Raw genomic sequence first — 12,630 nt, forward strand, 5'->3', positions numbered from 1 at the left:
ATGATGATTAAATGGATAAAAATATAATTCTAGATATTGAAAATGTTTCAAAACAATATCGTCTTGGAGAGGTTGGCACAGGAACATTACAACATGATATAAAACGCTGGTGGGCTAATCTGCTAGGTAAAGAAGATCCTTATCTTAAAATCGGCGAAGCTAATGATAGAACGCATAAAGGTGAATCTGACTATGTCTGGGCACTTCAAGGTATCAATTTCCAAGTAGAGCAAGGACAGGCTGTCGGGATTATTGGACGAAATGGCGCTGGTAAATCAACTTTATTAAAACTCCTTTCTCGTGTTACAAAACCAACAACCGGGTCAATAAAATACAAAGGACGTATTGCGTCATTACTTGAAGTAGGTACTGGTTTTCATCCAGAAATGACAGGTCGTGAAAACATCTACCTAAATGGAGCTATTCTTGGAATGACAAGAAAAGAGATTTCAAGAAAATTTGATGAAATTGTAGATTTTGCTGGTGTAGAACGTTATATTGACACGCCAGTTAAACGTTATTCATCAGGGATGTATGTACGTTTGGCATTTGCGGTAGCAGCACATCTAGAATCTGAAATATTAATTGTAGATGAAGTACTTGCCGTTGGAGATGCAGAATTCCAAAAAAAATGTCTTGGAAAGATGGGTGATGTTACAAAAGGTGAAGGCAGAACGGTCTTATTTGTAAGTCACAACATGACCTCCGTTAAAGAGCTATGCAACAATGGCATTCTTATGAAAAATGGAATGTTAAGCTATCAAGGAGATATTTTGGAAACTATTTTGGAATACCAAAAAGATTATGAATTATCAAATAGTTATCTTGCGGAAAACATAGAGACAGCACTAGGAAATGATAATATCAAGATATTAGAATTTTCGGCAAAACCTATCATCGGCAAAATCATCGATGTAGACTCAGGAATTCGAATAAAACTGCAATTTTACAACAATCTAGCAGATATAAACCTTGATGCTACTTTTGAGTTAAGAAACTTTGAAGAGTTGGTAATTTTCCACGTTGGTAAATTAATTAGTGAAAACTATAATGCTAAAAAAGGAGTCTACTCAATCGAATTTGATTTGCCCGCAGGTATGCTAAATGCTGGTAATTACTACTTCAAGCTAATTTTTGGCAAGAATCAATCTGAAGTATTATTCAATGTAGACAATCTCATCGGCTTCGAAGTAGAAAATGTAAAAGTGGGTACTAAAACGCATATTTACCCAGGAATTATTAGACCTAGTTTTGATTATAAAATTGATTTTAAACTTGATTAAAATGAATGATATTAAACTACTTCAGTTACCAAAAATTGAGGATCCAAGGGGTAATCTTTCTTTTTTTGAATATCCTAATCAATTACCGTTTCAAGTTAAAAGGACCTATTGGATATACGATGTCCCTGGGGGAGAAATTAGAGGCAGTCATGCTTTCAAAAATCAAAATGAAATAATCATAGCATTATCAGGATCTTTTGACATTGTATTACATGACGGATTTGAAGAAAGAAAATTCTCTTTAAATCGGTCTTACTACGGACTTATTGTTCCTAAAATGACATGGAGACGAATAGAAAACTTCTCAACCAATTCTCTTGCATTTATAGCGACCGATATGGTTTTTGAAGAAAACGAATACATTAGAGATTTTGATGAATTTTTAATTTTGAAACAAGATGAAAAAAATAATGACTGTTTATAATTGTGATATAATTCAATTAAAAAAAATTCAAAATCGCTCAGGCAATATTACCTCTTTAGAAAATTCTTCAGACATTCCTTTTGATATCAACCGAATCTTTTATCTGTATGACATTCCTGGTGGCGAAAGCAGAGGTGCGCATGCACATAAGGAGTGTCATCAATTTTTAATTGCAGCTTCAGGAGCTTTTGAAGTTCTGTTAGATGACGGAAAAATTAAGCGTCAAGTTTTATTAAATAGACCAGATATAGGCTTGCATATACCTCCTGGAATTTGGGCATCCGAAGTTAATTTTTCTTCTGGTGCAATCTGTTTAGTGATGGCTTCTCATCAGTACCAAGAGGAAGATTATATTCGAAATTATGAGATCTATTTAAATTACAAAAAAAATGATTAAAGTACATTCTTTAGCTGATGTACAATCAGAACATATTGGAGAAGGAAGCACAATTTGGCAATTTTGTGTAATTCTTAAGGGTGCCATTATAGGAAGAAACTGTAATATAAACTGTCAAGTATTTTTGGAAAATGATGTTATTATTGGAGACAATGTGACGATCAAACCAGGCGTGCAAGTTTGGGACGGAATTACTATCGAAGACAACGTTTTCATTGGTCCTAATGTAACTTTCACCAACGATTTGTTCCCAAGATCCAAACGGTATCCTGAAGTTTTTGCCAAAACCTTGATTAAAAAAGGAGCTTCTATTGGTGCTAATGCAACCATATTGGCAGGGATTACAGTTGGAGAAAACGCTATGATTGGAGCTGGGAGTGTAGTAACTAAAAACGTCGGCGATAATGAAATTTGGTATGGTAACCCAGCTTCACACAAAAGCAACATAACTCAATAGAAGTTAGAAACTTATGAATCTAAAACCTCTAACTTCCCTAAGGTTCTTTTTTGCGTTTATGGTAATGGCTAGTCACCTATTATTTCTAAAGCATTCCTCATATTTTAAAAACTTTTATGACAATTACTTGTTTGAGGGTTTTTTAGGAGTTAGTTTTTTTTACATTCTTAGTGAATTTATTTTGTCACTTAATTATTATGAACTAAAGCCTAGTAAAGAGAGTTTTATCAAATTTTATAAAGCAAGAATTGCACGAATATATCCAGTGCATCTTATAACATTAATAATCGCTGCAATATTATTAGTAAAAAACTTCAGTTTAAAGACTTTTCTAATGCAATTATTTTTAGTACAAAGTTTTTCGTCTGATCAAAAGGTATATTTCTCATTTAATGCTCCTTCATGGAGTATATCTGATGAGTTATTTTTTTACCTCATATTTCCCTTATTAATCATAATTTTTAGAAAATTAAAAACATCCGCAAAAACAATTTTATTTTTAGCGATAACTATTACAATATTAGGATTAAATATACTTCTACCAGAAAGTAAAAAACATTATTTGATCTATATTTTTCCACTATCGCGCTTGGCAGATTTTATTTTGGGAATTCTCTTGTTTCAGATTTGTCAATTTTTGCGGACAAAAGAAATTAAGTCAACCACAATAATTCTATTTCAGATTATTGCTGTCCTAAGCTTTGTTCTGACATATATCTTTCATTCTGATATAAGCATTTCTTATCGATTTTCAATTTATTACTGGCTTCCAATTTCACTAACTATCCTATCACTCTCATCTGAGTATTATTGTCAGGCGGAAACATTATTAACGAAAATATTATCCAATAAGATTTTAGTATATTTAGGTCAAATAAGTTTTGCGTTTTACATGACGCATCTTCTCGTTATTGACATATTGCATCTCTATTTTGTAATTCCAAATCACATTATAAAAACTGGCTTAATAATAATTATAACTCTTACAGCGAGTATTTTCAATTTTGAAAAAGTTGAAAAACCTGCAAATAAATTAATAAAAACACTATGATAAAATTCCTAGACCTACAGAAAGTAAACTTATTATATCAAAAAGAAATTGAGCAAAAACTATTAGATGTTTTTCGTTCGGGTTGGTACCTGATGGGAGAACAAGTAAAAAATTTCGAAAATAATCTTGCCAACTATATTGGTGCGAAACATGCAATTGGTGTTGCCAATGGACTAGACGCTTTACGTTTAATTTTTAGAGCTTACATTGAATTGGGAACAATGAAAGCTGGGGACGAAGTAATCGTTCCTGCAAACACCTATATTGCTTCTATTTTAGCACTTTCTGATAACGGATTAGTACCTGTTTTGGTGGAGCCTGATGACAATACCTTCAATATTGACATTAATAAGATTGAAACTGCAATCACAAAAAAAACGAAAGCAATTTTAATCGTTCATTTACAAGGAAGAATTGTTTTTAGTGAAGAATTAAAATCTATCGTAGCTAAACATAACCTAAAAATTGTCGAAGACAATGCTCAAGCTATTGGAGCAACTTGGCAAGGAATAAAATCTGGAAATTTGGGAGATGCAGCAGGATTTAGTTTTTATCCTGGGAAAAATCTCGGTGCGTTAGGCGATGCGGGTGCAGTCACAACAAATGATGACGAACTTGCAAAAACTATTCGTGCAATATCTAATTATGGGTCCAATCAAAAATATGTGAATATCTATAAAGGATTAAATTCTCGCTTAGATGAATTGCAAGCAGCTGTTTTGGATGTGAAACTAAAATACATTGACAACGAAAATAAAGCTCGTAGAATAATTGCCAAACGTTTTCTTTCGGAAATCAATAATCCAAAAATTATTCTTCCTGAAAACCCTACAGATGAAAATGAACATGTTTGGCATGTTTTTGTTGTAAGATCTACAGATCGAGATGCATTACAAAACTTTCTTACGCAGAATGGTGTACAAACAATTATCCATTACCCTATTCCTCCACACCATCAGGATGCATATAAAGAATTGGCGCATTTATCTTTCCCTATTACAGAAGCAATGCATAATGAAGTTTTGAGCTTGCCAATATCATCTATTTTAACGGAAGATGAAGTGACAGAAATCATAAATATTGTGAATCAGTTTTAACATGAATCTTCAACCTCTTGTTACTATCGTTGTAATATCATACAACCAAGGAAGGTATATTAAGGAAAATTTGGACAGTATAAAAGCTCAAACCTACTCTAATATAGAATTAATTGTTGCAGATGATGCATCAACCGATAATTCTGTGGAGATATTTGACAATTGGTTAAAGGATAATAATTATCGCGCAAAAAAGAATTACCATACAAAAAATACAGGCTTAGCCACTGTCCTAAATGAGTGTGTTGAATTGGCAACTGGAAAATACATAAAGTTAATAGCTGCAGATGATTTTCTTCATCCGAAAGCAATTGAAAAATGCGTCAAAAAACTTGAAGAATTAGGAGATGAACATGGAATGGTGTTTACAGACACTTATGCAATAGATGATAATTCAAGAATCATTAATGATATTGCAGATTATAACAGTCTTGGCAACATTACATCCATCGAATTTAGAAGAGAACTTATTCGAGGAAACAGGATTCCGGCACTTACAGTTATTATGAGGCTAGCTGTTCTAAAAGAAACAGGAAAATATGATTCTAAACTAATTGTCGAAGATTATTATCGTTGGTTAAAAATAAATGAAAAATATTTCATAAGTTATGTACCAGAAAAACTTGCATATTATAGACAACACAATAATAATATTTCTAAACTAAAGGAAGATCGAATAACATTAGAAAGTATATGGCTCAAAATAATTTTTGATAAAGAAGGTCTATGTAAAGATGAAATAAATCATTATGTTCTTAATCAATTTCTAAATAATATAGAAATACCTTCTTACTTCAAAACCGATTATTGCAATTATCAACATGCTTCAAAAAGATTATCAAAAGCACTAAAATTTAATATACCAAAATCTTTATTTAAAGTAATAAATAAAATTTCGTAAGTTAAAGCTATGAATAAAATGATTGAACTTAAACCAACTATTTCCATTGTTGTCCCTTGTTATAATCAAGCTCACTATATGGACGAGTGTTTGCAATCAGTTTTAGATCAAACATTCCAAAATTGGGAATGTATTATTGTTGACGATGGATCTCCTGACAATACAGAAGAAATAGCCCTAAATTGGGTAGAAAAAGATAAAAGAATTAGATATTTAAAAAAAATTAATGGTGGCCTTTCATCAGCACGTAACGAAGGAATAAAGATGGCATTAGGCCAATGGATTTTACCGCTTGATTGCGACGACAAAATCGCTACTCGTTATCTAGAAATTGCTTCAAAGGAATTCAAAAACGGATATACAATTATTTACTGTTTAGCAGATTATTTTGGAAAAAAAAATGAAGCTTGGATATTACCTCAATATTCGCACCAGCAAATGTGTCAACAAAACATAATATTTTGTAGTGCTTTTTTTGAAAAAAAGAGCTGGGAAAAAGTAGGTGGATACGATACTAATATGATTTTCGGGTTAGAAGATTGGGATTTTTGGTTGTCAATATTAGATGAAAATTCTACTGTCAAAAAAATACAATACAAAGGATTCTTCTATAGAATTAAAGATTCATCTATGTTAACCAATTTACAGAGCGACAGGCTGAATTTAATGAAAAAAATGATTTTCAAAAAACATCATATTTTTATCGAAAATTATTTAGGAAGTTATTACGACATATTAAAAGAACGTAATAAATATCAAAAAGAATCAAATCTTTACAGAAAATTATTTCAGAATCGCCTTTTTAGATTTTTAGTTAAATTAAAATTAATCAAAATCAGATGAAAATATTTACGATTGTAGTTATCTATAATGGATTGAAAAATGATTGGATTAAAAAATGTTTTGATTCGGTACTGTCTAGTTCTATAAAATCAGAAATTATTGCCATTGACAATAACTCAACTGACGAATCTGTATCTTATATTGAATCTAATTTTCCAAATGTACATTTAATTAAAAACAATGTAAATATGGGATTTGGTGGTGCCAACAATCAAGGGTTTAAATTAGGATTAGACCTTAAGGGAGATTATTTTTTTCTATTAAATCAAGACGCAACTGTAGAAACACAGACGCTCGAAGTCCTTATTCATACGAGCAACAAAAATCCAGACTTTTTTGTACTAAGCCCTATACATAGGAATGGATTGGGTAATAAATTAGACCTTAGTTTTTCTAAATCAATAGCGCCCCATTTATGTCCAGATTTCTATTCCGATTATGTACTAGACCAACAAAAGAAGGATATTTATGAAGCTGATTTTATATGTGCCGCAGGATGGCTGCTTCCTCTTAAGAGCTTACAAAAAGTAGGAGGCTTTAGTCCTAGTTTTTTTCATTATGCAGAAGATGATAATTATTGTCACAGAGTAAAATATTATAACGGCAAAATTGGAGTTGTTCCTAATACATTTATAAATCATGATCGAGAGGACAGAAAACCATCAACTTACGATAGCAAGTTAGAGCATGAAAAAAGGCAATATGTATTATGGACTTCAAATCCATTAAGAAAAATTAGCATTGAACTTTTGATAAAACAGTATCGAAATAAAAAAGTAAAGTACTTAATTCTTCGAGATAAAATAGAATATAGAAAAGCAAAGGAAGTTTACAATTTTCTTAGAGTCAACGAAAAACTTATAAATGATAATTACAAGAAAAGTATATCATGCAAGGATTATGAATTTTTATAAATGATAACCGTATTTACTCCTGCATATAATCGCGCTTATATCCTCCCAATACTGTACAACTCTTTGGAAGAACAAACGTGTAAAGATTTTGAGTGGCTTATTGTTGATGACGGATCTACCGATGAAACTAGGGAATTGATAACCGAATTTCAAAAAAATTCCACATTCCCGATTCGTTATTTTTATCAGGAAAATAGTGGGAAACACATCGCCATTAATTTAGGATCAGAAAAGGCGAAAGGCCATCTATTTTTTATTGTCGATAGTGACGATTATTTAGCAAAAAATGCTATTTCAACGCTAATCGAAAAATACGAAACAATAAAAGACAAAAATAATGTTGGAGGAATAGCCATTGGATGTCGTTCCATTAAAAATAATGGTGCTATAATATATTCTAAGCAACTTCCTCAACACGAAATGCTTCTAGACCATAATGAGTTAGTATATAAAGAAGGAATTACAGGAGACTTTGCAACAGCTTTCAAAACTGATCTCCAGAGACAGTACCCTTATCCTCATGTTGAAGATGAGAAATTCTTTAGAGAGTCATATGTATATCGTCAAATAGGTAAAAAATATAAAACATTATACATTGATGACCCAATTTACTTTGCAGATTATCTGGAAGATGGTCTTACCTCAAAATCATGGCAATTATTAAAAAAATCACCCAAAGGCGCCTCGCTATTCTTTAAAGAATTAAGTAAAGAAAATATTCCTACTAAAGCAAAAATCAAGGCGCTCGATTCGTATTGGGACTTCCAGCTTAATAACATTAAATCCTCTTGGATTCAAAAGTTCCGAGGCGTTTCATTTTTCTTATCTTTGATAGTGCTATTCAAAAGATTTTTCAAATAATACATTATGGTAGTAGGTAAGGGTTTAATTGCTTCATTATTTTCCGATTGTGACCGCCATGAAGTCGTCTTTTTCGCATCTGGTGTTTCTAATTCATCTGAAACATCGAAGGCGAACTTTGATAGAGAAAATACATTAGTTACCGAAGTCTTACAAAATAATATAGACAAATTATTTGTGTACTTCAGTACATGTTCCATCTATCATTCGTCAAAATACAATAGTCCTTATGTTCTTCAAAAATTACATATGGAAGAGATTATTAATCAAAACGCTTCTAATTATTTAATTCTTAGGGTTAGTAACGCTGTTGGTAAAGGAGGCGACCTACATTTATTAGTCAATTATCTGCATCGACAAATTGCATCTAAAAAACCTATCAATATACATAAAAATGCTACTAGAAATCTAATGGATGTAGAAGACATTAAACAAATTACATTAGATTACATTACAAAGAAAAAATATAATCACATACTTAATCTCGCCTATCCAGAGAATTTTCATATCGCTGAAGTTGTAGAAATTTTAGAGGAAGAATTAGCAACACAAGCTATAAAGCATTTCTGGTCTAGATGCATTTGTATTATTAACAAAACAAGACATGATTAGTTGGGAAAGACATTTCAAAAATCTTTACCATATATCTAATCCTATAACATTAGAAACTAATCATATAAGTGAAGTTAAATCCAAAAACGTCCTAGCAATAGGAAGATTTCATCACCAAAAAGGATTTGATTATTTAGTCCGCATTTGGGATAAAGTAGCAAAACAACATCCTGACTGGACATTAAAAATTGTGGGCGTGGTGAACAAGAAACGACTATTAGAAACTTTATTAAAAAAAATGATTTAGAAAATAATATTTGTATAATAAAACCAAAACCTGATGTTCATAAAGAATATCTAGATGCAAGTATCTATGTCATGACTTCTCGATTCGAAGGTCTCCCCTTAGTCTTGATTGAAGCGATGCATTTTGGGCTACCCATTGTTTCTTACGACTGTCAATGTGGTCCAAGCGATCTTATTAAAAATGAAACCAATGGGTTTTTAACCCCTGTTGGCGATATTGATAAGACAGCAGAGCACATTTGCTAACTTATTGAGAATCCAGATCTTCGTTCTAAATTTGGTTTGGCCAATAGAAAAAAATCTTTTAACTATAAAGTTGAACCTATTATGAAGCAATGGGAACAACTATTTGAAACTGTAACTAAAGAAAACAAATCATTCCAAAAATTATTCACTATTGTTGGTTTGGAAAAAATCCAAAGTCAGAGCTTGGTCAAAAATGTATTGCGAGCTGGAAAAAACACCTTCCCGATTACGAGTTTATGGAGTGGAATGAGGATACATTCGATATTAATATAAACCTCTTTGTAAATGGAGCTTACGAAAAAAAAGATTGGGTTTTCGTTGCAAATTATGCTAGAGTTTGGGCAGTTAATAAATATGGAGGCTTTAACCTCGATACCGATATGGAAGTCCGCAAGTCCCTAAATGACTTACTGGACACTCATGCCATCTGCGGCTTCGAAATGGCCAATAAGCCATTTTCTGCCTTTTTTGGAGCAGAGCCGAACCATCCCTTCGTTGAAGATATACAGAAATTCTACGATGAAAAACCTGAATACCAACTAGTGATAAGCACCGAAACTTTTAACAACATCCTCATAAATAAATATGGTGCAGATCCCTCTAAAGATGTTATCCAAAACCTAAAAGAAGGTATAACCTTATATCCCTCTAACTACTTTTCAGCTAACATACCTTCTAATTATGTTGTACATTATTGCGAAGGAAATTGGCTTGCGGAGCACAAACATTTCTACTCTCAATTGGTGAATTCCTTTGCAATAGTTAAGTATTTTATCGAAAATAAGGACTCAAAAACAACTATAAATCACTTAGTGCATCACAAAAAATTTTTAATGAAGATATGATTCTTGACCAAATTCCATTAAAATATATAGTCAATTATTGTAAAAAGAAAGTTGTTAAAAAAATGGGCTTAAAAAAAATAATATTTAATTATAAGATAATATTAATTTTAAAACAAAGAGAACGTAAATTTGCATCTATAATTACATTTAAAAATACAAATGAATTTCAAACCTCAACTCGAAAATAAAAATATACTTGTCACTGGTGGCGCAGGTTTTATTGGCTCTAACCTTTGCGAAGTTTTACTACAAAACAATGTCAGTGTAACTTGTCTTGACAATTTTTCTACTGGGCGTCGTGAAAACCTCGAAGCTATCAAAAACCATCCTAACTTTACATTAATAGAAGGCGATATCCGCGATCTACAAACTTGTAAAAAAGCTTGCGAAAACAAAGACTTTGTTCTTCATCAAGCAGCTTTAGGCTCAGTGCCAAGATCCATTAACGATCCGATAACAAGTAATGATGTTAATGTTGGTGGCTTTCTAAATATGCTTGTTGCAGCACGAGATGCTGGTGTTAAGCGCATGGTTTATGCGGCGAGCTCTTCAACTTATGGAGACTCGGAAGCGCTTCCAAAAGTAGAAGATAGAATTGGAAAACCTCTTTCTCCTTACGCCATTACAAAATATGTTAACGAACTTTATGCTGATGTTTTCAAAAAAACTTACGATTTCGATACGATTGGCCTAAGATATTTCAACGTATTTGGAAGAAAGCAAAACCCTGGCGGGGCATACGCAGCTGTTATTCCAAAATTTGTGATGCAATTTATGAATCATGAGTCTCCAACTATTAACGGTGGTGGCGAGTATTCTCGTGACTTCACATATATTGACAACGTTATCCAAATGAATCTTTTGGCAATAACGTCTGATAACAAAGATGCTTACAATCAAGTCTATAATACAGCTTTTGGTGAAAGAACAACGCTTAATGATTTGGTTAAATATTTGAAAGAATATCTATCAGAATTTGATTCAAAAATTGCGGATGTAGACATCATTTACGGAGATTACCGAAAAGGCGACGTTCCACATTCATTAGCAAGTATTGACAAAGCAAAAAATTTATTAAATTACCAACCTCAATTTTCTATGAAAGATGGCTTAAAAGAAGCTGTTAAATGGTACTGGGAAAATCTAAAATAACACAATGACACACAAAATATCTATTATTGGGCTTGGTTATGTAGGTCTGCCTTTAGCAAGACTTTTTGCAACCAAATATCCTGTGGTTGGTTTTGATATTAACCAAGCCAGAATTTCAGAACTTCGCCAAGGTATCGACTCAACTTTGGAAGTCGAAAATGATGTTCTGAAAAGTGCAATTATTGACCACAATCCAACCGCAACAGACAAAGGTCTTTATTGCTCTAACGAGCTTAACGACATTGCAGATTCTAACATCTATATTGTTACGGTCCCAACGCCTGTTGACAAGAATAACCGTCCAGATCTAACACCACTTTACAAAGCCAGCGAAACCGTTGCTAAAGTTTTAAAGAAAGGCGATATCGTAATTTACGAATCTACAGTTTATCCAGGTGTTACTGAGGAAGAATGTATTCCTGTTTTAGAAAAAAATTCAGGCTTAAAATTTAATGAAGATTTCTTCGCTGGTTATTCGCCAGAGCGTATCAATCCTGGCGATAAAGAACATACGGTTGAGAAAATCTTAAAAGTAACTTCTGGCTCTAATCCCGAAATTGGAAAAATTGTCGATGACATTTATAAATCGGTTATTACCGCAGGGACACATCTTGCGCCAACTATTAAAGTTGCTGAAGCGGCTAAAGTTATCGAGAACTCACAACGTGACATTAATATTGCTTTCGTTAATGAATTAGCAAAAATATTTAATCTAATGGACATCGACACGCATGATGTTCTTGCTGCAGCTGGCACAAAATGGAACTTCCTGCCCTTCAAACCTGGATTGGTTGGAGGGCACTGTATAGGCGTAGATCCTTATTATCTTGCCCAAAAAGCTCAAGAATATGGTTATCATCCAGAAATCATCTTGGCTGGTCGTCGCATGAACGATTCTATGGGACATTATGTAGCAAGTGAAGTTGTTAAACAAATGTTGAAAAATGACATTAAAGTTAATCAATCCAATGTTTTGGTATTAGGTTTCACATTTAAAGAAAACTGTCCAGATGTCAGAAATACCAAGGTTATTGATGTTATTAAAAACCTAGAAGATTACAACATCAAAGTTAATGTCTATGACCCTTGGGCTAACCCAAGTGAAGTTAAGCATGAGTATAATCTCGACACTTCTAACCAACTTCCGCAAGAGAAATTTGACGCAATTGTATTAGCCGTTTCTCATAACGAATTTGAAAATTTAGATTTAAATAATCTTCTTAAAGAAAATGGTGTCATCTACGATGTCAAAGGAAAATTAGCTCTCGAGCAAAATATAAAAAGATTGTAATAATAAAGGC

Annotated in this window: 14 protein-coding genes and 1 pseudogene; all 15 read left to right on the forward strand. The window is 32.5% G+C overall.

Translation table 11 applies throughout. The features are described 5' to 3' along the window. Nucleotides 1-11 precede the first annotated feature (11 nt). The 15 genes and pseudogenes from RT037_RS00935 to RT037_RS01000 all read left to right on the forward strand — a co-directional run bounded on the left by RT037_RS00935 (nucleotide 12) and on the right by RT037_RS01000 (nucleotide 12,620). On the forward strand, nucleotides 12-1,283 hold the full coding sequence (locus RT037_RS00935) for an ABC transporter ATP-binding protein (RefSeq protein ID WP_313027201.1): 1,272 nt from the start codon (nucleotides 12-14) through the stop codon (nucleotides 1,281-1,283). Between the two features lies 1 nt (nucleotide 1,284). Continuing rightward, nucleotides 1,285-1,707: an FdtA/QdtA family cupin domain-containing protein gene (locus RT037_RS00940; protein WP_313027204.1), complete on the forward strand. Its 423-nt coding sequence runs from the start codon at nucleotides 1,285-1,287 to the stop codon at nucleotides 1,705-1,707. After that, a complete protein-coding gene (locus tag RT037_RS00945; RefSeq protein WP_313027209.1) occupies nucleotides 1,682-2,104 on the forward strand; it encodes an FdtA/QdtA family cupin domain-containing protein in 423 nt (140 codons plus the stop codon). The genes RT037_RS00940 and RT037_RS00945 overlap by 26 nt, the downstream gene beginning before the upstream one ends. After that, a complete protein-coding gene (locus RT037_RS00950; protein ID WP_313027213.1) occupies nucleotides 2,097-2,561 on the forward strand; it encodes an acyltransferase in 465 nt (154 codons plus the stop codon). Before RT037_RS00945 ends, RT037_RS00950 begins: the two co-directional genes overlap by 8 nt. Nucleotides 2,562-2,574: 13 nt before the next feature. Next, nucleotides 2,575-3,612 (forward strand): acyltransferase family protein, encoded by a 1,038-nt coding sequence (locus RT037_RS13810; protein ID WP_409529536.1) that lies wholly within the window; start codon nucleotides 2,575-2,577, stop codon nucleotides 3,610-3,612. Next, nucleotides 3,609-4,709, forward strand: coding sequence for a DegT/DnrJ/EryC1/StrS family aminotransferase (locus tag RT037_RS00955; RefSeq protein ID WP_313027217.1), 1,101 nt, complete (start codon nucleotides 3,609-3,611; stop codon nucleotides 4,707-4,709). The genes RT037_RS13810 and RT037_RS00955 overlap by 4 nt, the downstream gene beginning before the upstream one ends. A 1-nt stretch (nucleotide 4,710) precedes the next feature. Further along, a complete protein-coding gene (locus tag RT037_RS00960) occupies nucleotides 4,711-5,610 on the forward strand; it encodes a glycosyltransferase (protein WP_313027220.1) in 900 nt (299 codons plus the stop codon). 9 nt (nucleotides 5,611-5,619) lie between these two features. Next, nucleotides 5,620-6,453, forward strand: a complete 834-nt coding sequence (locus RT037_RS00965; RefSeq protein WP_313027224.1) for a glycosyltransferase family A protein — start codon at nucleotides 5,620-5,622, stop codon at nucleotides 6,451-6,453. Then, complete coding sequence (locus tag RT037_RS00970) at nucleotides 6,450-7,367, forward strand: glycosyltransferase family 2 protein (protein WP_313027227.1); 918 nt, start codon at nucleotides 6,450-6,452, stop codon at nucleotides 7,365-7,367. The genes RT037_RS00965 and RT037_RS00970 overlap by 4 nt, the downstream gene beginning before the upstream one ends. Next, nucleotides 7,368-8,228 (forward strand): glycosyltransferase family A protein, encoded by an 861-nt coding sequence (locus RT037_RS00975; protein WP_313027231.1) that lies wholly within the window; start codon nucleotides 7,368-7,370, stop codon nucleotides 8,226-8,228. Between the two features lie 6 nt (nucleotides 8,229-8,234). Beyond that, a complete protein-coding gene (locus tag RT037_RS00980; protein ID WP_313027234.1) occupies nucleotides 8,235-8,840 on the forward strand; it encodes an NAD-dependent epimerase/dehydratase family protein in 606 nt (201 codons plus the stop codon). Between the two features lie 78 nt (nucleotides 8,841-8,918). Beyond that, nucleotides 8,919-9,329, forward strand: a pseudogene (locus RT037_RS13815) (glycosyltransferase); the annotation flags it as partial. Between the two features lie 146 nt (nucleotides 9,330-9,475). Further along, complete coding sequence (locus tag RT037_RS00990) at nucleotides 9,476-10,177, forward strand: glycosyltransferase family 32 protein (protein ID WP_313027651.1); 702 nt, start codon at nucleotides 9,476-9,478, stop codon at nucleotides 10,175-10,177. A gap of 159 nt (nucleotides 10,178-10,336) precedes the next feature. After that, nucleotides 10,337-11,329: an SDR family oxidoreductase gene (locus tag RT037_RS00995; protein WP_313027239.1), complete on the forward strand. Its 993-nt coding sequence runs from the start codon at nucleotides 10,337-10,339 to the stop codon at nucleotides 11,327-11,329. 4 nt (nucleotides 11,330-11,333) lie between these two features. After that, nucleotides 11,334-12,620 (forward strand): nucleotide sugar dehydrogenase, encoded by a 1,287-nt coding sequence (locus tag RT037_RS01000; RefSeq protein ID WP_313027242.1) that lies wholly within the window; start codon nucleotides 11,334-11,336, stop codon nucleotides 12,618-12,620. The last annotated feature ends 10 nt before the right edge of the window (nucleotides 12,621-12,630 follow it).

This window comes from Soonwooa sp., from assembly GCF_032062245.1.
Taxonomy (GTDB): Bacteria; Bacteroidota; Bacteroidia; order Flavobacteriales; family Weeksellaceae; genus Soonwooa.

Excerpts from the sequence above, each read along its gene's own strand:
- RT037_RS01000 (WP_313027242.1), top strand. The coding sequence starts at position 11,334 with ATGACACACAAAATATCTATTATTGGGCTTGGTTATGTAGGTCTGCCT.
- RT037_RS00995 (WP_313027239.1), top strand. The coding sequence starts at position 10,337 with ATGAATTTCAAACCTCAACTCGAAAATAAAAATATACTTGTCACTGGT.
- RT037_RS00940 (WP_313027204.1), top strand. The coding sequence starts at position 1,285 with ATGAATGATATTAAACTACTTCAGTTACCAAAAATTGAGGATCCAAGG.
- RT037_RS00965 (WP_313027224.1), top strand. The coding sequence starts at position 5,620 with ATGAATAAAATGATTGAACTTAAACCAACTATTTCCATTGTTGTCCCT.
- RT037_RS00955 (WP_313027217.1), top strand. The coding sequence starts at position 3,609 with ATGATAAAATTCCTAGACCTACAGAAAGTAAACTTATTATATCAAAAA.
- RT037_RS00980 (WP_313027234.1), top strand. The coding sequence starts at position 8,235 with ATGGTAGTAGGTAAGGGTTTAATTGCTTCATTATTTTCCGATTGTGAC.
- RT037_RS00935 (WP_313027201.1), top strand. The coding sequence starts at position 12 with ATGGATAAAAATATAATTCTAGATATTGAAAATGTTTCAAAACAATAT.
- RT037_RS00960 (WP_313027220.1), top strand. The coding sequence starts at position 4,711 with ATGAATCTTCAACCTCTTGTTACTATCGTTGTAATATCATACAACCAA.
- RT037_RS00970 (WP_313027227.1), top strand. The coding sequence starts at position 6,450 with ATGAAAATATTTACGATTGTAGTTATCTATAATGGATTGAAAAATGAT.
- RT037_RS00945 (WP_313027209.1), top strand. The coding sequence starts at position 1,682 with ATGAAAAAAATAATGACTGTTTATAATTGTGATATAATTCAATTAAAA.
- RT037_RS00975 (WP_313027231.1), top strand. The coding sequence starts at position 7,368 with ATGATAACCGTATTTACTCCTGCATATAATCGCGCTTATATCCTCCCA.
- RT037_RS00950 (WP_313027213.1), top strand. The coding sequence starts at position 2,097 with ATGATTAAAGTACATTCTTTAGCTGATGTACAATCAGAACATATTGGA.
- RT037_RS13810 (WP_409529536.1), top strand. The coding sequence starts at position 2,575 with ATGAATCTAAAACCTCTAACTTCCCTAAGGTTCTTTTTTGCGTTTATG.